The organism is Sphingobium sp. EM0848 (assembly GCF_013375555.1).
GTDB lineage: Bacteria > Pseudomonadota > Alphaproteobacteria > Sphingomonadales > Sphingomonadaceae > Sphingobium.
Genome location: NZ_JABXWB010000005.1, coordinates 1,279,214 through 1,298,741, shown reverse-complemented (window position 1 = coordinate 1,298,741; position 19,528 = coordinate 1,279,214). Strand labels below are relative to the sequence as shown.

Sequence of the window (19,528 nt, the reverse complement as noted above, 5' to 3'; positions counted from 1 at the left end):
GATCTGGACCTGTAACGGTTTGACGCTCTCGCCTGCTGCCGCTACCGGCGGCGCGATGATCGCTCTCCTCTCCCCCGCCAAAACGCTCGACTTCCAGCGCGCCCTGCCGTCGCTTGCCGTTACGACACCCCATTTCGCCGATGAAGCGCATGGCCTCGCTCAATCGGCAGCTGCGGAACTGACGGAAGAGCGGCTGGGAAAGCTGATGCATATCTCGCCCCGCCTCGCCAAGCTCAATGCGGAGCGTTTCCGCGACTTCGCCGACCTGCCCCAGCGACCCGCGCTCTACGCCTTTGCCGGTGACGTCTATACAGGTTTCGAGGTGGATACGCTGGATGAAGCGGGCGTCACTTTCGCGCAGAACCATGTGCGGATGCTCTCGGGCCTCTACGGCCTGCTCAGGCCGCTTGACGCCATCCGGCCCTATCGACTGGAAATGGGCACGCGCTGGGCGCCGGGCCATAAACGGCTGACCGATTGGTGGGGCGACCGTATCGCCGAGTTGCTCCGCGCGCAGCTTGTGGAGGAGGGATCAGGCGTTGTGCTCAATCTCGCCAGCCAGGAATATTTCGCGGCGGTCGAGGGCAAGCTGGCGGGCCTGCGGGTGATCGAAGTCGAGTTTCGCGAGCCCGGTCCGGACGGCCCACGCTTCGTCAGCTTCAACGCCAAGCGTGCGCGCGGCATGATGGCCCGCTGGCTGTGCGAGCATCATGTCACGGACGTGGAGGCGATGCGCGGCTTCGACAGCGATGGATATCGCTTCGACCCGGAGGAAAGCCAGACCGATCGCTGGCGCTTCACCCGTATATGAGCAACCCGCAAGGCGAACTCATCAAACACGCTCGACCGCCAGGGAGCGCCATCTCACCGGAACGGATCGCGCGTGCCGCCGCGCCCACGGCCTCCAGACCCGAGGCGCGCAGGCGATTGAGTGTCACGCCTGGCACCATATGCGGCAGGCCCGCCAACAGCAGACTCATGCGTGACACGTTGCGATTATCCTCGCCCGACTGGTTGGCGCAGCCGTAGAACACTTCCTCGATCGCCGCGGGATCAAGGTTCGGATTACGCGCCAGCAGCGCCTTCATCGGCAAAGCGCCCAGATCGTCGGCGCGAACCTTGGCGGGGATGCCACCAGAGCGGCCAATGGGCGTGCGGACGGCATCGCAGATGAAGGCGTCGGTCATGATATCCTCTTTCTCTCTCTGGCAGTCTGAACCGGGGAACCGGATGAGCGGCGCACCCTTCAGGGTGCGCATTCCACCGGCTCGGGCCTATTCGGCGCGTCAGAGCTTCTTAAGGTTGTCTGTCGTCAGGCTGGTGACGAGGCCCTTGTCTCCACTGATCAGGGTCGATGCCGGGATGGAGACGAAACGCCCCTTGTAAATGATCTGCACCGACCCAGGCGTACCATCGGCATTTTTGATGATCCGGTCGATCAATCCGATACGCGCCCCGTCAGTTGTCTTGACCATGGTCCGAGCCTTGATGGCCGGCGCTTCCTGCGCAACGGCGATCGTGCTGAGTGACAGGGCAGCAAATTGCATCTGAGCGCCCAAGGCCAGGCGATGCTGGCCGAACTCATGGCCGTTGCCCAAGCCTATCAGCTGCATCTTGAAGACACGCTGGCTCCCTTTCGCAACTGACACATTTGCTGCAAAAGCTGTGCAGCACGGGCCATTGAGAGCCGGATCAATCGGCGGGTCGATCGAACACTTTCTGCCGTTTTGGTGGATAGCGAGATAAGGTATCCGCCAAAGCAGCAGCAGGCCAGAACCAATTCAAAGGCACCTAGACAAGACAAGAACCCTCAATAGATCAACTATGCTTTGCGATGACGATCGATTCACGGGTACGCCGCACCACTCGTAAATCGAAATACACACAAAGTGCAGTGGCGACAGCGTTGACGTCACCCGCCTGAAACACACCACTTATCCTGCGGTGGGATAGCGAAGGCTCCTGCACGACGATCTTGGTGGTGGAATATCGATTCACCTGAACGAGCGCATCACTGAGCGGAAGATCCACGAGGTCTATCCGTCCCTGCTGCCAGGCACGTGCACTGCCGAGATCGACGGCGCGGACAGGCGTCAGCAGGCCGTCCGGGGCGAGCGTGACCTGCTGGCCGGGGTTGAGCATTGCGCGATCGCCGTTGCCCGAGGGTTTGGCAGGGCCTTCCACCATAACGCGCCCTCCCAGCAGGGTTACCGCCTTGTTGTTGGAAAAGGCCGTGACATCGAAAGATGTGCCAATGGCCGTTACCATACCCTGGCCAAACGCAACCTTGAACGGTCGGCTTGCATCGTGCGCCACATCAAAATGCGCCTGCCCCTGCACGAGCCTTACGTGCCGGGTATTACCGGTGAAGGTGACGCGGATTTGCGTATCGGTATCAAGAACAACTCGCGATCCATCCGCCAGCTGTTCCGTTCTGATTTCGCCGACATGGGTGGCAAGTTCCAGGACCTTGGGCGTGTACGACCATAAACCCGTTACCACGATCATGGCCAGACACAGGGCCGCCGCCGCAATCCGCATTGGAGAGAAGGAGAGCATGCTCGCCCAATATGCGCGCCGCCGCTCACGCCGCGCCTGCCTCTCGCTGGCATAAGCGCGCGCTTCGGTCACGACGGCGCTTGACCGCAGCCCTTCCAGCGCATCCCACACCGGCTCATCTTGCGGGTCGATGCGCAATATCCGTCCCTTATCCATCGGCCACCTCACCCGCTTCCGACAAGCGAAGACGGCAATGGTCGAGCGCCAGTCGGACATGTTTTTCGACCATCGATATGCTGAGGCCGAGTTGCTGCGCGATAGCGGCATGGCTCATATTGTCGAAGCGATACAGGACAAGCGCGGCGCGCCGCTTTGGCGGCAATTCCGCCAGCGCTCGCTCCAGCACTGCGAGGTCCTGCCGGCTGATAATGGCGCGTTCGACCGAAGGCGCCGGGCATGCGATTTCATCGGGCGCAGCGTCGTTCTCAACGGCCAGCCTCTGTAGCCCCGAAGCCCGGCCACGATCGCGGATGAGGTTGATGGCGGTTACATGCAGAAATGCTCCAGGGTTGCGCACGTCGGCTCGCTCAGCGGCGATCGTCAGCCGCGCATAGGCGTCCTGGACGATGTCAGCGGCATCGTCCCGGTTAAAGCCCTTACTCCGCACGACGCGTAAAAGGCGCGCATAATGGCCGGTTATACTCTCCACCAGCGTCATTTGATTGATCGCCCTCAGTTCCTCTGCCCCACGCCTTTACATCGATTGGTTGCTTATACGCCTAGCATGTAATCCGCGATTCTAAAAATATTTCACGCATCGATTACGGGTTGCGGCAAAAATCGCGTCATTCTCTACGCAAGCGATAAACGCGCCGACTGAAGGCGCAATTGGGGAGGTGAATGATGCCGAAATATGGAATGTTGGCGGCCGGAGCAGCGCTGACCGCAATCTTGGCTGGCCCTGCATATGCACAAACCAACGCGCAGGTTCAGGTCTATCATATGCCGCCACAGCCGCTGGGCGGCGCGCTGAAGCGTCTCGCCAATGTTGCAGGCATACAGATATTATTTGCGAATTCAGATGTGGACGGCAGGCAGGCGCCGGCGCTGAACGGCCGCTTCACAATCGACGAAGCTCTGGAACGCTTGCTGGCAGGTAGCGGACTGGCTCATCAGAATGCCGGGACGAATGTCGTCGTGGTACGCGGCGGGGTTCGCCCGGCCGCTGTGCAAATGAAGGCAGACCAATCGCGCAGAGTGGTTGAGGCGCCGGCCGTCGCACCAGCGACCAGCGAAACTGCCGCGCCCGCCCTGGAGGAAATCGTCGTCACTGCGCAGAAGCGCGCAGAAAATCTTCAGGAAACGCCGCTCGCTATCAGCGCCATCACGCAGCAGACCCTTGAGGCGCGTTCCATTTCAAGCATAGCCAATCTCGGCTCTATTGCGCCCAGCCTGGTTGTCAGCGCGGCGGCGGGCGCGCCCAACAACGTCGGATTATTCATTCGCGGCCTTGGGACGGCAGACCCGCTGCTCACCGCCGACAGCCCTGTCGGCATGTATGTGGATGGAATCATCCTCGCGCGCACCGCCGGGTCGGCGTTCGAAATTGCCGATCTTGAGCGTATAGAGGTGCTGCGCGGTCCGCAGGGCACGCTTTACGGGCGCAACACCATTGGCGGCGCGGTCAACCTGATCACGCGCAAGCCCGACGAGACCTTCGGCCTCCGTCAGAAATTCAGCGTCGGCAATTACGGCTATTGGCAATCGCGCACGGTGGTCGACACTGGCGAACTGGGGGATAGCGGTCTGCGCGCATCCTTCACCTATCTGCACAAGCAGCGCGACGGCATTGTCAACAACAGCAGGACGCCCGACAGCCGCGACCCTGGTGCTTATCGCGCCGATGGCGCTCGCGCAGCGCTTGTATTCGATCGCAAGACCGGATTCCGGGCGAGCTACACCTATGACTACAACCGCAGCAAGGCGTTCGCCAACGCCTTCCAGTTGACCGCGGCCAGCCCTTTGCTGCTGAATTACTTCGCGGCATCGCCGGGCGCGGGTGGAGCGACCTTCACGGTATCGCCAACCCGTCTGGATCAGATCAGCATCGATTCCGACGGCAAGACGATCGACAAAGTGCAGGGGCATGCCCTGACTCTCGAAATAGATATCAACGACGATACTACGCTCAAATCCCTCACGGGCTATCGCAAATGGACCCAGGACGTGGATGACAGCAGCTTCAACGGCAATGCCGGTTTGCTTGGCCGCCGCGTAGGACAGGGCGCGACGCTGTTTCCCGTGAGCCTCTATCACGCGACCGGGTTCCGGCGTCAGCACCAATGGTCACAGGAACTGAACCTGATCGGCAAGGTGGGGGATGCCATCGATTATGTGCTGGGCGCATATTATTTCAATGAAAAGGGCAATGAGACCAGCCCGCAGGTTGTGGATTTCATCACCGCCGGCGGCGCCTTTCGCACTACCCCGCAACTCACCTACAGCACGGAATCGACGACCAAGGCCATTTTCCTGCAAAGCACCTGGCATGTCAGCGACCGTCTGGGCCTGACGGGCGGTGCACGCTACACCTGGGACGAAAAGGCGATCAATCAGACGCAGCCGGTCGTTCGCGCGCCGACGATCGACTTCAGCAAATTCAACTGGGCGATGACAGTCGATTATAAATTCGATAACGGCATCATGGGCTATGCACGCGTCGCCACCGGCTACAAGGCAGGCGGCTTCAGCGCGCGGGCGTTCGACAGCGGCTTCAATCCCGAAAGCCTGACCTCCTATGAAGTGGGCCTGAAAGCGGATCTCTTCGATCGGCGGCTGCGCTTCAATACGACGGCCTATTATGCGGACCATAAGGATCTGCAGGTGAACTCCTTCATCGCTACCCCGAACGGTGCGTCGGCGGTGATCACCAATGCCGGCAAGGCGCGCTACAAGGGGATAGAGATAGAGGCCAACGCGGTGCCCTATGAGGGGCTGACGGCCTATGCGACCTTCGGTTATGTTGATCGCAAGTTCCAGAAATTCCAAATATTCAATACGTCGGCAAATTCGCTTGGCTATCCCGTGAATGCCACGGTCGACATCGCCGACATCGCCAAGTTTACCTATTCCGCATCGACGACATTGAACGCGGGCGCGCAATATGAATTCGCGGTGAACAATCTTGGGAAGATGGCCTTCAGGCTTGACTATAATTACCGGGGAAAGGTTTACTTCGCCCCCAATCCGCTGACCGCTCCGTTCGGGGACCGGATCGCCGCGCCCGCGCGGGGTTTGCTTGATGCGCGTATCGCCCTGTCCGACCTCGAACTGGGCACGGGCAAGGCGACGATTGCATTCTGGGGCAAGAATATCACCGACAAGAAATACAAGGCCGCAGGGGTCGATTTCGGATCGCTGGGATTTGCGGGCAATGTCTATGGCGATCCCGCAACATGGGGCCTCGACTTCAGCTTCCAATTCTAAGGCCGATATGCCGTTGGCAGGCGCTGCCACGCACCTGTCGGCATCTTTGTTCTGAACAAGAGGTTCGGATATGAAACATAGCTCCATCAGTCTTATCGCCGCTGCATTGGCCGTGGCAGCTCCCGCATCCGCGCAATCGCCCGCGAACAGCCGGCAACTTGATGCCGCCTGGGATGAATTCCAGCAGGCGACGGCCGAGTCGGCCACTTTCCTGCGGCAGCATCCCTTTTACCGCGACCCTGAAAATCGGGCGTCCGCCTATGCCTATCTGGCGAGCATGATGCTGGCCCGGATCGAGGAAGACCTCATATTCGATGGCGATTTCCCCTATTTCCGTGTGCTCGATCATCGCATCCGCGAAGGCGGCGACAATCCCGACCAGCGTTACCTGATCGCCACACTCAACGGCGGCGAGACCTATCGGGTGTGGGGCAGGCTGGGAAAGAACCGGCGGCTCGATTTTCAGGTCTATGCCGGCGATCCCTATGTTGCCGGCAGCGGCGGCCGCGCGGCAGCGGCGCTCAGTTTCGAACAGTTGAAAGTCGCGCCGGATGGTACGTTCGAAATATGGCTGTCACCAGACAAGCACCCAGGCAATTGGCTGGAAAATCCAAAGGATGCCAGTCAGATCCTCGTTCGTCAGATTTTCAGTGACTGGGGCAGCGAAACGCCAGGCGACGTGCATATCGACCGGGTGGGCCATGAAGGCGACCTGAAGCCGGTTCTGACCGACGCGGCGATGGCCATGCGTCTCCGCAAGGCGGCGGCCGACCTGCGGACGCATGTACAGGTCTGGCCGACGATGGTTGATACCCGTTATCTCAAGCGAGCGGCCAATACGATCGGCGAACCCTTTGATCCGGGTGCGCTAGGCGGCGTTCCGGGGCGCTTCATGGCCAGCGGCAATTTCAATCTTGCGCCCGATGAAGCCCTGATCGTGCGGACCTGGCCCATGAGCGGCAATTATCAGGGCATCCAGCTTGCCGATCTGTGGTTTTCCTCGCTCGAATATGCCAATCGGCAGACGAGTTTAACGGGCGATCAGGCAGCAAGAAGCGCGGACGGGTCCTATTATTTCGTCATTGCCGGTCGTGATCCGGGCGTGCCCAATTGGCTCGACACAACGGGACGCCAGCGCGGCGTCATCCTTCTCCGCTATGACGGGATGTCGGAAAAAATGTTCAACCCTGCGCAATATCCGACTGCGACCAAGGTGAAGCTGACTGAGATACGAAAATATCTGCCAAAGGACACACCTGCAATCAGCGAGGAGCAACGTGGGAAAAGCATGGCTGAACGCCGCCGGCACGTTCAACTGCGGTTCGACAATTAGGAGGGATCACATCCATGACCGTGCGATATATCCTTGCCCTTCTCGCGACGCTGACACCGATGGCTGCGAGCGGCGCAGCGCATTCTGAGGATCGCCGCATTGCTGGCGACGCGACCATAGGAGAGGGATCAGCCGCCGCAGCGCAGGCAACGGACCCTGCCGCCCCATTCATCAACGCCTTACAGGACGTAAGCGCCAGGCTCCGCGCGATGCCTTATGCGACCAGTTCCGATGTCGCGCGGCAGAACACCGAAAAATATCTGGCGGGACTCCTCGCCCAGGCATGGGACTTTGCCGAACAGCTCAACATGCTTGGCACGCCCTATTTCAGCCGTGGCGCTGGCGTGGAGGGGCTCCCCGGGCTGTACAATCCCGACAATCTCTATCGTTCCGCACTGCTTGAGCCGGGTGGCGCCTATCGCATCTACGGACGGCGTGGCACGCATGCAGATTTGAGCTTCCAGATCATCGATCAATATCCAATCGTGGGGCTGGGCAAAAATCTCGCGGTGATCCGACCGGACGATATGGGCGCCAGGCCGGGCGAAGATTTCGAATTCTATCTGGGGGGCACGCCGCGAGCCGGAAGAAACTGGTTTGCCATGCCCGATCATTCGGCAGCAATCCTCGTTCGCCAATCCTTCGGCGATTGGCGTGAGACGCCGACCAGCCTGTACATCGAGCGGCTGGACGTGCCTGCCCCGCGCAGCTACCAAAGCCCTTTCGCGCAGGCGGCCGCCGCGCTGCACCAAGCGACAAAATTGTGGGTCGACGGCTATGTGCCAGAAATCCAGCGCAATACGATGGTCAACGCGCTGCCGGCACCACGCCCATCGGCGACGGATTCGGGAGGGCTTGGCGGCCAGATGAGCGTGATGGCACGCTACAGGATCAGCAAAGGCGAAGTCCTGTTGATCAGCGTCCGCAAAGCCGATGTGACCTATCAGGGCATCCAGTTGGGCGACCCCTGGTTCGTCACGCCCAACACGGTCGAACATCAAGTCAGCCTCACGGCTCGACAGGCACATGTTGATGATGACGGAATGATCCGTTTCGTCATTTCTCTCGACGATCCCGGCGTCCCAAACTGGCTCGATCCAGCGGGCAATCCGGAAGGCTATATCTTCATGCGCTGGCAAGGCATCAGGACGCCACTGAAGGCGGGCGATGCGCCAACCGCGCATCTGCTATCGTTGGCATCGCTGCGGCAGGCCTTGCCCGCCAATAGCCCGACGATCAATTCCGCCGAACGGCGCAAGCAGCTCGCCGAACGCAAATGGGCCCCGCAAGTCCGGTAGTCTTTTCCGCCGGACATAGGAGCATATGGACGCCGATATGGACAGGAACCGATGCGCCTGTTCTAAAGGCTGTTGATGAAGACGCTCCTCGACCTCGGTAACACACTGGGCGATGGCCTGGCTGCCATTCGATCCGAATTTCAGATACCCACGGACTTCCCGACCGCGGTGCTGCAAGCCGCCGAGGAGGCTGCCCGGCGCGAGCCGGCCGAGCATGTCGATCGAACGCAAGTACCATTTGTCACGCTTGATCCAGCCACATCCACCGATCTGGATCAGGCTTTCTGGATCGAGCCGGGTGGCGGCGACCTGCTGCTCCACTATGCAATTGCGGATATAGGCTGGTTCGTGGACGATGGCGGTCCCCTTGACGTCGAGGCGTGGCGGCGGGGCGAGACGCTCTATCTGCCGGACCGCAAGGCCAACCTCTATCCGCCCGTCCTCAGCGAACGGGCGGCAAGCCTGCTTCCCGATGGCTCTCGGCCAGCGATCGTATTGACCGTGCGCATCGGCGCTGACGGCAATGCCCGTCTGGATGGCACCGAGCGTGCGATCATTCGCTCTCGGGCCAAGCTCACCTATGACAGCGTGAAGGCAACGGATCTGCCAAAGGCGTTTGACGAGCTTGCCCGCCGCGTTCAGGCCGCCGAAGCATTGCGTGGAGCGGCTCGCGTCGACCCGCCCGAGCAGGAGGTCATCAAATTGCCGCGAGGCGGGTTCGCACTGACGTACCGGCCGCGCCTGGAATCGGAAGACAATAATGCCAGCCTGTCGCTGGCAGCCAATCTGGCGGTCGCCAATGCCTTACAGGCACACGGCACCGGCCTTTTTCGTGTTATGGCGGAACCCGATTCAAAGGCGGTCGAACGCCTTCGCCTGACCGCGCGCGCCTTGGGTGTCGTCTGGCCGGAGCATATGGCACTCAGGGATTTCGAGCAAAAGCTGACACCGGGCAATCCGGCACAGGCAGCTGTCATGATGGCGATCCGGCGCGCAGGGGCTGGCGCTTCCTACGCGCCCTATCATAGCGGCGTTGTGCCATGGCATGCCGCAATGGCGGCTACCTATGCGCACGCCACGGCTCCGCTGCGTCGACTGGCGGATCGTTATGTTCTGCGCGCGGTACTGGCCATATCCAACGCGCAACCGGTCCCCACCGTGGTCGAGGAAGCCTTTGCAAAGCTTCCCAAGGTGATGGCTCGCGCCGACATGCTGGCCGGAAAGGTCGAGCGCGCCATCGTGGACCTCGCGGAAACGATCCTCCTGAATGGTCATGAAGGCGAAGCTTTTGATGCCGTGATTACGGACGTGGATGAGCGTGGTGCCAAGGTCCAACTATGCCGTCAGCCTATCGTGGCGCGGCTGGCCACGAAAGCTGTGCTGCCCGGAGACCGCGTTTCCGTCCGATTGACAGGTGCTGACAGCGCCCGGCGAACGGTCGCGTTCGAACTGGCCCAACGTGAACCCGCCAGTTGATCGCCGTCTGGGGCGAGGCAGGCCGTGACTATCGCCATTTCGGCACGAATTGAACGCTGCCCGGTGGGCTACCGGAGCGGTCCCCGTACTCGCCTCGAATGACGCAATTCAAGGTTCGCCGCGAAGGGCGCCTGAGCGGAAGCCGAAGCTCCCGCTGCATCTGCATAATGGCCTGGTTTTAGGCCGGTTTCGCACCTGGCGAACCGCATTTAGCGAACTTGCCCTTGGCATCCTTGCATCTCTTGGGCGCAACCTTGTTCTCAGGACATTTGATGAACCTGCCCTTTGCGTCCTTACAGGGCGCAGCGCTGGCAACGACAGGCATCGCAGCGATCGAAGTGGCGGCCAGAAACGACAAAATGATCTTCATCGGCTTCATCCCTCGAGCGACTCTGAATGAGTCGCAGGAAAAGATAGTCGAACATTTCGGCAGAGCTCAAGATCAGCATGTTGAAATCCGGTCGTAATTCTGTGACGCACCTCTGGTCGTCGGGTCCTCTGATGAAAATTGCTGATAGTGAACCGCGCGTTTCGAGGGATGTGAAAGAAGAGCCAGCCGGGTGACAGAGCGGAACCGGGTTCGGGTCTGACTGACGAAGGTTGAACCCAGATTGTCCCAATTTCATTTGTTCCATGTGGACCTCGACCCTCTCGCCCCTTAGGTGCATGCGCTCACAAAAATAGCGGATGATGGGTGGCCAGTGCTTCGATGGTATGAAACAACAGATCAGAGACGGCGCCTTCATGCCCTGATGGCGATAGTGTTTCTGGTTCTGAGCCTCGTTCTTGCCGGCCAGGTTCATGCGCAGGCGGATGGCGCCGTCGATCCCACCGTTAAGCTCGCCCAGGCGGAAAAGGATGTGCGATCGGTCGACCAGAGTCTCGACACGCGCACGGACGAGGGCGATCGCAAGCTGCTGCTGGCGAAGGTCCAAGCCGCCGGGACTGCCGCATCGGATGCTTCCAGCCAATTGCAGGAACAGCTCGCCCTGCTTGACGCCAAACTGGCTGGCCTGGGTGTCGTGGCTGCCGGCAGCATCGAAGCGCCTGACATCAAGCGGCAGCGGGCGGCCCTCAATCGACAGCATTCCGCCATCGATTCCGCCATCAAGCGCGGCAATCTGATTAGCGTCGAGGCGCAACAACTCGCCGACGAGATACAGCGCAGCGAGGCGGAACAATTCAGCGAGAAAATCTCGGCCAAATCCCCATCCCCCCTGTCGCCAGCCTTCTGGTCCGCCCTTCACGATGGCTTCCCGCGCGACATACGGCGAGCAGCGGCCTTCATGGAAGCAGGAAGGACACAGCTATCTTGGGCGCTCCGTGTCCATTGGCCTTGGAACGCTCTGGCGGGCCTGTTGCTTGCCATCTTCATCGCCGGGCCCGGGCAGATAGTGGCACGCCATATGGGACAAAGAATGCTTACCGAGGGCGTGCCGGGCCGGCGGGTGCGGCGGTCGGCCTATGCATTGTTGCGCATCGCTGTCGGCACATTGGCTCCCCTGCTCGCGGCCCTTTCAATCGCTCAAGGCCTGCGTTGGGCCAATCTGGTCGCGGAACGGTGGGAACCGTTGTTGACGGCCTTCGTGGGCGCTGTCGCTTTCAGCGGCTTCACCTTCTCCGTGTTCGGCGCCCTGTTGATGCGCAGTCGGCCTTCCTGGCGCATCGCGTCGATCAGCAACAATGGGGCGGCGCGCCTGCGTCCCTACAGCCTGTTGCTCGCCCTGCTCGCCTTTCTCGGCATCATGTGCGGGCAGTTCAATGCAGCCATCGGCATCGGCAAGGCGGCACAGGAAGCGACGCAGGCCGGATTTGCCCTTCTGCACATCCTGCTCATCAGCGCAGTCCTCGTCACCGTGGCGCGCCTTCGCGCAACCAGAATGGATGGCGACGACGCCGATCTCAATGAGAGCGCAAGCGGCTTGATCAGCCTGGTTGCATGGATGCTGGTCGCGGTAGCGACAGTCAACCTGCTGCTCGGCTATTTCAGCCTGAGCCTCTTCCTCCTCCAGATGATGACCTGGGCCACGGTGCTGGGATCGTCCGCCTATCTTCTGATGGCGGCGATAGACGATCTGGCGACGACCATATTCGACCGGTCCAGCCGCTTCGGCACAACCTTGATCAGAAGCCTGGGGCTGCGGGGCAGCGCGGTCGAGCAGTTCGGCGTCCTCCTGTCTGGCCTGTTGCGGTTGGCCACGCTCCTGCTCGCCTTCTCGATGCTGCTGTCACCCTTCGGCACGGGCAATGTCGCCAATCTCTTCAGCCGGTTGGGCACGCTGGCGCAAGGTTTTGAGGTCGGCGGCGTCGCGATCTCCCCCGGCGCCATCCTGCGCGGCATCGTGGTTCTGTTCATCGGTCTTGCACTGGTGCGCGGCTTCATGCGGTGGCTGGAACGACGCTATCTTCCGGTCACCGATCTTGACGGCAGCGGTCGCAACTCGGTCAGCCTCGTCGCGCGCTATGTGGGCATCGCATTGGCGGTCATCTGGGGGCTGGCCTCGCTCGGCATCGGGATCGAGCGGATCGCCATCCTGCTGTCGGCCCTGTCCGTTGGCATCGGCTTCGGCCTTCAGGCGATCACGCAGAATTTCGTGTCCGGGCTGATCCTGCTGGCGGAGCGGCCAATCAAGATCGGCGATCTCGTGCGCGTCGGCCAGGATGAGGGCGACGTCAAGCGGATCAGCGTCCGCTCGACCGAAATCCAACTGCCGGATCATTCGACGCTGATCGTCCCCAATTCTGAACTGATCACCAAGACGGTGCTCAACAAGACGCTGGCCAGCCCGCTAGGGCGCCTGCAGATCCAATTTTCCGTGCCGATCGACACCGATGCGGACAAGGTACGCGCCATTGTGCTGGCAACCTATGCTGACGAACCTGCCGTCCTTGAGGAGCCCGCCTATACAGTCTTCATCGATTCGATTGCCGACGGACGGATCTTCTTCAACAGCTTCGCGCATGTCGCCAGCCCGCGCGCAGCCTATAGCACCAGAAGCAACGTCTTTACGGTCCTGCTCCGCCGATTCCGGCAGGAAGGTATAGAAATCGGCACGGTGCCGCAGCGTATGGAACTCATCAACGCGGTTCGTCCCGACTGAGTTCTTCCAGTTGGACTCCATTGATATGACGACGACAGGCCGGGTTCGAAACCTGTGGAAAACAAAATTTTGGAGATGGACGATCCACCCGATTGGCCGCTACTCGCCGCCGCATGAGCATCGTAGCGACCATCATGAATTCGACCACCGGCCAGCCAATCCAGAAAATGACCTTCGGCCGCATGCCCAAACCTTGGGCCACTTTCCACCTGGAAAATGGCGAGCGCGTAACGGCAGACCGAGTGAATGTCGGAAAGCCGGCGCCCGGCAAATTCGTCGCCCCCGTTGAGGTCTGGGTCACACCCAAGGGCTGAAAATCAAAGCGCCTGGCAACGGATTGTCATTGGTATAAACCGCAATCAGACGGCCTTCGTCTTCACCGGAATTTTAAGATAGCGGACCCCGTTGCTCTCGGCCTCCGGAAAACGCCCGGCGCGGATATTGACCTGGATCGAGGGCAGCAGCAACCGAGGGACCGGCAGCGTCGCATCCCGTGCCTCCCGCATTGCGACGAAACTGTCCTCGTCCACGCCGTCATGGACATGGATGCTCGTTCGCCGCTCTTCTCCTACGGTCGTTTCCCAGCGATAATCATCCCGTCCCGGCGCCTTATAGTCGTGGCACAGGAACAGCCGTGTTTCATCAGGCAGGCTGAGCAACCGTCGGACGGAGCGGTATAACGTCCGCGCGTCGCCACCAGGGAAATCGGCGCGCGCCGTGCCATAATCGGGCATGAACAGCGTGTCGCCGACAAAGGCTGCGTCGGCGACCAGATAGGCCAAGTCGGCAGGCGTGTGACCTGGCACATGCATGACCGTGAATCGCAGCGCGCCGACCGAAAACTGATCGCCATCGTGAAACAGCCGATCGAAGTCGGAACCGTCGGTCCGCAGGTCGTCCAGCCCGAAAACGGGACGGAAGATTTCCTGCACGTCGCGGATATGCTCGCCAATGCCGATCGGCGCCCCGGTCCTGCCCTTGATGAAGGGCGCAGCGGACAGATGATCGGCATGAGCGTGGGTTTCCAGTACCATGCTGATCCGCCAGTCCTGCTGTTCCGCGAAAGCCAGAATCCGTTCTGCGGAGCGCGTATCCGCTTCGCCGCTGGCGATATCGAAATCCATCACCGGGTCGATGACCACGGCCTCGCGAGTCTCAGCGTCGGCGACCAGATAGCTCACCGTATAAGTTGCCTCGTCGAAAAAGGCTTCGATCAGGGGCTTTGCGTCCATGCCGTTCTCCATCGCTTCTTGACAATATATTATCATTTACTAAATTAGCAATACCTAATGGAGTGTATGATGATCCGTCCGCCTCTGGACCTCGCCACCTTTGAGAAGAAGGCAGGCGAGGTATCGAACCTCTTGAAAGCGATCGGCAATGCCCGGCGCCTGATGGTGCTGTGCAAGCTGGTCGAACATGGCGAGGTGACCGTTGGCGACCTCGCGCGCGAGGTCGCCCTGTCGCAATCCGCCTTGTCGCAGCATCTTGCCCGCATGCGGGACGAGGGGCTGGTCGCCTTCCGGCGGGAGAGCCAGACGATCTGGTATCGCATCGCCGATCCGCGGACGGAACAACTGCTCGCCAGCCTCTACACCATCTTCTGCAAGGACTGATCCGATGCCGATCACAACCATACCGCCGCAGGATGCGGACAAAGCCATGGCGAAGGGCGCCACGCTCGTCGACATCCGCGGCGCCGACGAACATGCCCGCGAACATATAGCAGGCGCGATCCATGTCCCGCTCACGCGCCTCAACGAGTTGCCAAAGGTCGCGGGGCCGATCATCTTCCATTGCAAGTCGGGCATGCGCACGCAGGCCAATGAAGCGGCGCTGCAGGCCGCCGCAGCTTCTGTTCCCTGCCACATCCTCGAAGGCGGCCTCGACGGCTGGCGCGCGGCGGGCCTGCCAACCCGCCTTGACCGGAAGCAGCCGCTGGAGATCATGCGGCAGGTGCAGATGGCCGCAGGTGGCCTCGTGCTGCTGGGCGTTCTGCTTGGTTTTCTGGTTGCACCTGTCTTTTTCAGTCTGTCGGCCTTCGTCGGCGCGGGATTGATGATGGCGGGGGCGACCGGCTGGTGCGGTATGGCAAAGCTGTTGCAGCTGATGCCATGGAACCGCCCCTTTCCTGGCGCATAAGAGACGGCCATGCCCACAGCCATGATCGCTGCGGCTCTGGCGTCGGGCGGCCTTATTGGAGCCGTCCTGGGCCTGGTCGGCGGCGGCGGGTCGATCCTTGCCGTGCCGCTTCTGGTCTATGTGGTGGGCGTTGGTTCTGCCCACGCCGCCATCGGGACGGCGGCGGTCGCGGTCGCCGCCAATGCCGCCTTCAGCCTGATCGGTCATGCCCGCGAGGGCACGGTGAAATGGCCCTGCGCCTTCGTCTTTGCAGCAGCGGGCGTCACCGGCGCGGCGATCGGCGCGGAAGTCGGCAAGGCAGTGGACGGCCAGCGGCTGCTGACGCTGTTCGGCCTGCTCATGATCGGGGTGGGCCTTTCCATGCTGCGGAAGAAACGGACGACGGAGGCTCCCGATGTCCGACTGTCACGCGCGACCGCTACCCGGCTTCTGCCCCGCCTTTTACCGATCGGCCTTGGGGTTGGACTGGCGTCGGGCTTTTTCGGGATTGGCGGCGGCTTCCTGATCGTGCCGGGCTTGATGATGGCGACGGCCATGCCGCTCAAGAACGCGGTCGGCACGTCGCTTGTTGTCGTCACCGCGCTGGGCCTGACTACGGCGACGTCCTATGCGCTGTCGGGCTATGTCGACTGGTTGCTGGTTGGGATGATGATCTTTGGCGGTGTCGGCGGCGCGGCCATCGGCATCGCACTGGGGCGGAGGCTGGGCGCGCGCAAGGGCCTGCTGGAGCGCCTTTTCGCTGTCACGGTGATGGCCGTGGGCGCCTATGTCACGCTGCGTGGCGCCTGAACCCCCTGTTCACTGCGCCCGGATGTCGGTGCTGCGGCGTCAGGATCATGGGTCACGACCGCTTCGGGGAACGAGTGCCGCCAATTGCCACCTGTCGGACGCTCATTTGACCAGGCTATAGGGCAAGCTTCGCCGGGAACCCATCGGGCTTTTCAGTTCAGAGGCGCGGACTTACTCGTCATATATGACGGATAAGTTGACAATCATGATGGTTTTTATATGCTCTATCCGGCGGCGCTTCGGAGCGCCAGGACTCGATGCGCTTGAAGCATTTGAAGTTAAAAGGAAATAGCTGTGGTGACCGGTGAAGAAGGCCCGTTCGATCTCGTCCTTAATGGCGGCTTTGTCTTCGATGGCAAGAATCGTATCACCGGCGCCAAGAGTATCGGAGTGCGTAACGGCCGAATTACAGAGATTTCAGACACCCCTTTATCGGGCCGCCAAACGATCGACGCACATGGTCATTGGGTCGGACCGGGCCTGATAGAGAGCCACATCCACCTGTTCGATCCCCAAAACTCTACGGATCCGGGGGAAATGGCGCGTTACGTCAAATCTGATCTCGCCAAAAATTTTGAGATGTTCCTCTCCTGCGGTTTCACGACCATCAAGTCGGTCGGCGATCCCGTTCCCGAGCTGCTCGCGACCAGGACACGTTTGCAGTCCGGCGAATTGATAGGGCCTCGCCTGCTGATGACCGGCGTTGGCATCACCGCGCCGGACGGCCATCCCGGCATGACAATCTATGGCAGCAACGCCTGGTACCGTGGACGGGCGGCCGGTGAGGTCGACACCGTGCAGGATGCACGGGCACTCGTCACCGAGATGGCTGAACTTGGCATGGACGCAATCAAACTGCTGCTCCAGGGTTCATGCCGATGCCGGGGTGAGCCGGAATATAAATGGCACGGCCAGATACCTATCGTGCGGCTGAAGTCTCGCGTGCTGGAGGCCGCCATTGACGAAGCGCATCGACATGGACTGAAAGCCACAGTCCATACCTTCGAACAAGAGCGCGCGATCGAGGCGCTGGAATGTGGGGCAGACGGCTTGGAACACGGCATCGTGGGCGAGGATATATCCGACGACCGGGTGATCGACCTCCTCTTGACCAACAATGCATCCTACGTGCCTACACTGTGGGTCTATCCCAGGCCCGAAGCCATGCGCAACCTCGCCCTTGTGCACGATGCCGGGGTAAGGGTGGTTCTTGGTAGCGATAGCTTCGCGCCCACTATCACCGTCCCCGGCGTCATCACCGGCACTTTCGGCGCAAATTCGATCGTTGAAGCCGAGCGCATGGTGGAAGCGGGTTTAACACCGCTCGAGGTTTTGCGGTCAGCCACCAGCAACGCCGCGACCCATCTTGAACGCGAGGACATGGGTTTGGTCACGACCGGCACCTGTGCTGATCTAGTGATGTTCCGAGACGATCCAACCGAGTCCATCGCCGCTTGGCAGAACCCGTTGGCTGTCATCGTCGAAGGAAAAGTCGTCATCAACCACATTGAGACAGTGCCAGACTCAAGACATACGGCATCAACCTCATAATGGATGCTGTGAGACTTGGCATACGCCTCTATATTTGATGCCATGGACTAGATGATTTCCTGCATCAATCTGCAAATAGGATCAGTGATGTCCATAAACATGAAGGACAGAATATGAGCTCTACGAAAGTCGCGCTGGTAACCGGCGGCAGCCGGGGCCTTGGACGCAACACCGCTCTTGCGCTCGCCCAGGCCGGGATGGATGTTATCTTCACCTATCGGACCGAAAAGAGCCTCGCTCATGAGGTTGAGCGCGAGATCGAACGGCTGGGACGGAAAGCAGCCTCCCTCCAGCTTGATGTGGCCGACCGTTCAACCTTCCAGACATTCATCGCCAATGTTCGCCAGGCGCTGACCGATATGGGAGGGCGCAGCGCAATCGACGTCCTCGTCAATAACGCAGGCTCTGGTGCCAAGGCGGCATTTGCCGATACGACGGAAGAGATGTTCGACCAGATGATGGACGTGCATCTCAAGGGAATGTTCTTCCTCACCCAGGCGATGCTGCCGATTCTTGCTGACAGCGGCCGTATCGTGAATCTGTCCAGCGGCCTCGCGCGATTTACTTTCCCGGGCTACTCCGCCTATGCGGTGATGAAGGGCGGCATCGAGGTGCTGACGCGATATCTCGCCAAGGAACTGGGAACGCGCGGCATCACCGTCAACACCGTCGCGCCCGGCGCCATAGAGACGGATTTCGGCGGCGGCGATGTCCGAGACAATCCTAATCTCAAAAAGGCGGTCGCCGAGCAGACGGCTCTGGGCCGTGTCGGAGTGCCCGACGACATCGGACCACTGATCGCCTCGCTGGTGTCGGAAAGCGGACGCTGGGTCAACGGCCAGCGGATCGAGGCTTCGGGCGGGATTTTCCTATAGCGCTTCCCGCTTCGCGGCATATTTCTCCATCATCGACCTCCATGACCATGCTGGGAATCACCGTTCGTCAAGTTGCAAACTCATTCAGTTCGACGACGAATTCATCGGGTAGTCGCAGCGCCGCAGCAGCAAGATTGGCTCTCAGGTGGCCGAGCGAGGAAGTGCCCGGTATGAGGAGAAGATTGGGTGATCGATGAAGCAGCCAGGCAAGAGCAATCTGCAATGGCGTTGCAACAAGATCTCGGGCCATCTCTTTCAAGCGTGAGGCATTAGCAAGCGTAATGCCGCCCAACGGGAAATAGGGAACGTATGGAATACCCGCAAGACCAAGATTTTCTATCAGTCCTTCATCCTGCCGCTGGGCTAGATTGTACAAATTTTGAACGCAAACAATCTCAATAATGCTGAGACCTTCAGCGACCTGGCCAAGAGTGACATTGCTAAGGCCAATATGGCGAATCAGGCCTTGTTGCTGAAGCTCCGCCAAGACGGTGAGCGGCTCTTCAATCGAACCTTCGGCCGGCCCAATCATATTGAACATGCTACGCAGGTTGACCACCTCGAGTACGTCAAGCCCAAGGTTCCGCAGATTGTCATACACCGCCCGGGTCAATGCCTCCCGGGACATTGCCGGCTTCCATGATGCATCTGGGCCGCGTATCGCGCCCACCTTGGTGGCAATCACCAGATTATCCGGATAAGGATATAGCGCGTCGCGAATGAGCTGATTGGTCACATGGGGACCGTAAAAGTCGCTGGTATCGATATGGTCGACGCCATTGTCGACCGCCTCTCGCAATATGGTGATGGCAGTCCCGCGATCCTTGGGAGGGCCAAATACACCTGGACCTGCCAGTTGCATCGCCCCAAAGCCCATGCGATTCACGAGGTGGTCACCCAAAGCAAATGTGCCGGCTGCAGCGATGTTTGTCATGACGCGACTTCTCTTTGCAATTGACGGTCCCTGTCGGGATCAGG

18 protein-coding genes and 1 pseudogene are annotated in these 19,528 nt (G+C 60.5%); 12 read left to right on the top strand and 7 right to left on the bottom strand.

From position 1 onward, the window contains the following. Nucleotides 1-55: 55 nt before the first annotated feature. Nucleotides 56-811 (top strand): peroxide stress protein YaaA, encoded by a 756-nt coding sequence (gene yaaA / locus HUK73_RS24025; protein ID WP_176594808.1) that lies wholly within the window; start codon nucleotides 56-58, stop codon nucleotides 809-811. A gap of 10 nt (nucleotides 812-821) precedes the next feature. Here the strand turns inward: yaaA and HUK73_RS24020 are convergent. The 4 genes and pseudogenes from HUK73_RS24020 to HUK73_RS24005 form a co-directional block, all read right to left on the bottom strand. Beyond that, a pseudogene (locus HUK73_RS24020) lies at nucleotides 822-1,187 on the bottom strand (3-oxoadipyl-CoA thiolase); the annotation flags it as partial. 99 nt (nucleotides 1,188-1,286) lie between these two features. Continuing rightward, entirely contained in the window at nucleotides 1,287-1,613 is a 327-nt protein-coding gene (locus HUK73_RS24015) for a hypothetical protein (protein ID WP_176594277.1), read from the bottom strand. Between the two features lie 205 nt (nucleotides 1,614-1,818). Next, nucleotides 1,819-2,697 (bottom strand): FecR family protein, encoded by an 879-nt coding sequence (locus HUK73_RS24010; RefSeq protein ID WP_176594276.1) that lies wholly within the window; start codon nucleotides 2,695-2,697, stop codon nucleotides 1,819-1,821. Between the two features lie 10 nt (nucleotides 2,698-2,707). Beyond that, nucleotides 2,708-3,217: a sigma-70 family RNA polymerase sigma factor gene (locus HUK73_RS24005; protein ID WP_176594275.1), complete on the bottom strand. Its 510-nt coding sequence runs from the start codon at nucleotides 3,215-3,217 to the stop codon at nucleotides 2,708-2,710. 233 nt (nucleotides 3,218-3,450) lie between these two features. Here HUK73_RS24005 and HUK73_RS24000 point away from each other — a divergent pair, with 233 nt between their 5' ends. The 4 genes from HUK73_RS24000 to HUK73_RS23985 all read left to right on the top strand — a co-directional run bounded on the left by HUK73_RS24000 (nucleotide 3,451) and on the right by HUK73_RS23985 (nucleotide 10,092). Then, nucleotides 3,451-5,985: a TonB-dependent receptor gene (locus HUK73_RS24000; protein ID WP_176594274.1), complete on the top strand. Its 2,535-nt coding sequence runs from the start codon at nucleotides 3,451-3,453 to the stop codon at nucleotides 5,983-5,985. 70 nt (nucleotides 5,986-6,055) lie between these two features. After that, on the top strand, nucleotides 6,056-7,318 hold the full coding sequence (locus HUK73_RS23995) for a DUF1214 domain-containing protein (protein WP_176594273.1): 1,263 nt from the start codon (nucleotides 6,056-6,058) through the stop codon (nucleotides 7,316-7,318). 14 nt (nucleotides 7,319-7,332) lie between these two features. Beyond that, nucleotides 7,333-8,616, top strand: coding sequence for a hypothetical protein (locus HUK73_RS23990; protein ID WP_176594272.1), 1,284 nt, complete (start codon nucleotides 7,333-7,335; stop codon nucleotides 8,614-8,616). Nucleotides 8,617-8,691: 75 nt separating this feature from the next. Beyond that, nucleotides 8,692-10,092 (top strand): RNB domain-containing ribonuclease, encoded by a 1,401-nt coding sequence (locus HUK73_RS23985; RefSeq protein ID WP_176594271.1) that lies wholly within the window; start codon nucleotides 8,692-8,694, stop codon nucleotides 10,090-10,092. Between the two features lie 293 nt (nucleotides 10,093-10,385). Here the strand turns inward: HUK73_RS23985 and HUK73_RS27330 are convergent, their stop codons facing one another. Then, entirely contained in the window at nucleotides 10,386-11,339 is a 954-nt protein-coding gene (locus tag HUK73_RS27330) for a hypothetical protein (protein WP_369805632.1), read from the bottom strand. Between HUK73_RS27330 and HUK73_RS23975 the strand changes: the two genes are divergently transcribed. Further along, a complete protein-coding gene (locus HUK73_RS23975; protein ID WP_369805627.1) occupies nucleotides 11,250-13,193 on the top strand; it encodes a DUF3772 domain-containing protein in 1,944 nt (647 codons plus the stop codon). The two genes, HUK73_RS27330 and HUK73_RS23975, sit on opposite strands and share 90 nt — an antisense overlap. Nucleotides 13,194-13,306: 113 nt before the next feature. Beyond that, entirely contained in the window at nucleotides 13,307-13,507 is a 201-nt protein-coding gene (locus HUK73_RS23970; RefSeq protein ID WP_176594268.1) for a hypothetical protein, read from the top strand. A 45-nt stretch (nucleotides 13,508-13,552) separates the two neighbouring features. Here HUK73_RS23970 and HUK73_RS23965 read toward each other — a convergent pair whose 3' ends face one another. Continuing rightward, entirely contained in the window at nucleotides 13,553-14,425 is an 873-nt protein-coding gene (locus HUK73_RS23965) for an MBL fold metallo-hydrolase (RefSeq protein ID WP_255326525.1), read from the bottom strand. 66 nt (nucleotides 14,426-14,491) lie between these two features. Here HUK73_RS23965 and HUK73_RS23960 point away from each other — a divergent pair, with 66 nt between their 5' ends. The 5 genes from HUK73_RS23960 to HUK73_RS23940 all read left to right on the top strand — a co-directional run bounded on the left by HUK73_RS23960 (nucleotide 14,492) and on the right by HUK73_RS23940 (nucleotide 18,550). Next, complete coding sequence (locus HUK73_RS23960; protein WP_176594266.1) at nucleotides 14,492-14,809, top strand: metalloregulator ArsR/SmtB family transcription factor; 318 nt, start codon at nucleotides 14,492-14,494, stop codon at nucleotides 14,807-14,809. 4 nt (nucleotides 14,810-14,813) lie between these two features. Then, nucleotides 14,814-15,335, top strand: coding sequence for a rhodanese-like domain-containing protein (locus tag HUK73_RS23955; protein ID WP_176594265.1), 522 nt, complete (start codon nucleotides 14,814-14,816; stop codon nucleotides 15,333-15,335). 9 nt (nucleotides 15,336-15,344) lie between these two features. Further along, nucleotides 15,345-16,124 carry a sulfite exporter TauE/SafE family protein gene (locus HUK73_RS23950; protein WP_176594264.1) on the top strand — a complete coding sequence of 260 codons (780 nt, stop codon included), beginning with the start codon at nucleotides 15,345-15,347 and terminating at the stop codon, nucleotides 16,122-16,124. Nucleotides 16,125-16,421: 297 nt separating this feature from the next. Further along, nucleotides 16,422-17,675 (top strand): amidohydrolase family protein, encoded by a 1,254-nt coding sequence (locus HUK73_RS23945; RefSeq protein WP_176594263.1) that lies wholly within the window; start codon nucleotides 16,422-16,424, stop codon nucleotides 17,673-17,675. 113 nt (nucleotides 17,676-17,788) lie between these two features. Beyond that, the gene (locus HUK73_RS23940) at nucleotides 17,789-18,550 is read left to right on the top strand and encodes an SDR family NAD(P)-dependent oxidoreductase (RefSeq protein ID WP_176594262.1); all 762 of its coding nucleotides are present in this window, start codon (nucleotides 17,789-17,791) and stop codon (nucleotides 18,548-18,550) included. A gap of 67 nt (nucleotides 18,551-18,617) precedes the next feature. On the opposite strand, the gene HUK73_RS23935 is transcribed toward HUK73_RS23940, so the two are convergent. Next, nucleotides 18,618-19,484: an oxidoreductase gene (locus HUK73_RS23935; RefSeq protein ID WP_176594261.1), complete on the bottom strand. Its 867-nt coding sequence runs from the start codon at nucleotides 19,482-19,484 to the stop codon at nucleotides 18,618-18,620. Nucleotides 19,485-19,528 lie beyond the last annotated feature (44 nt).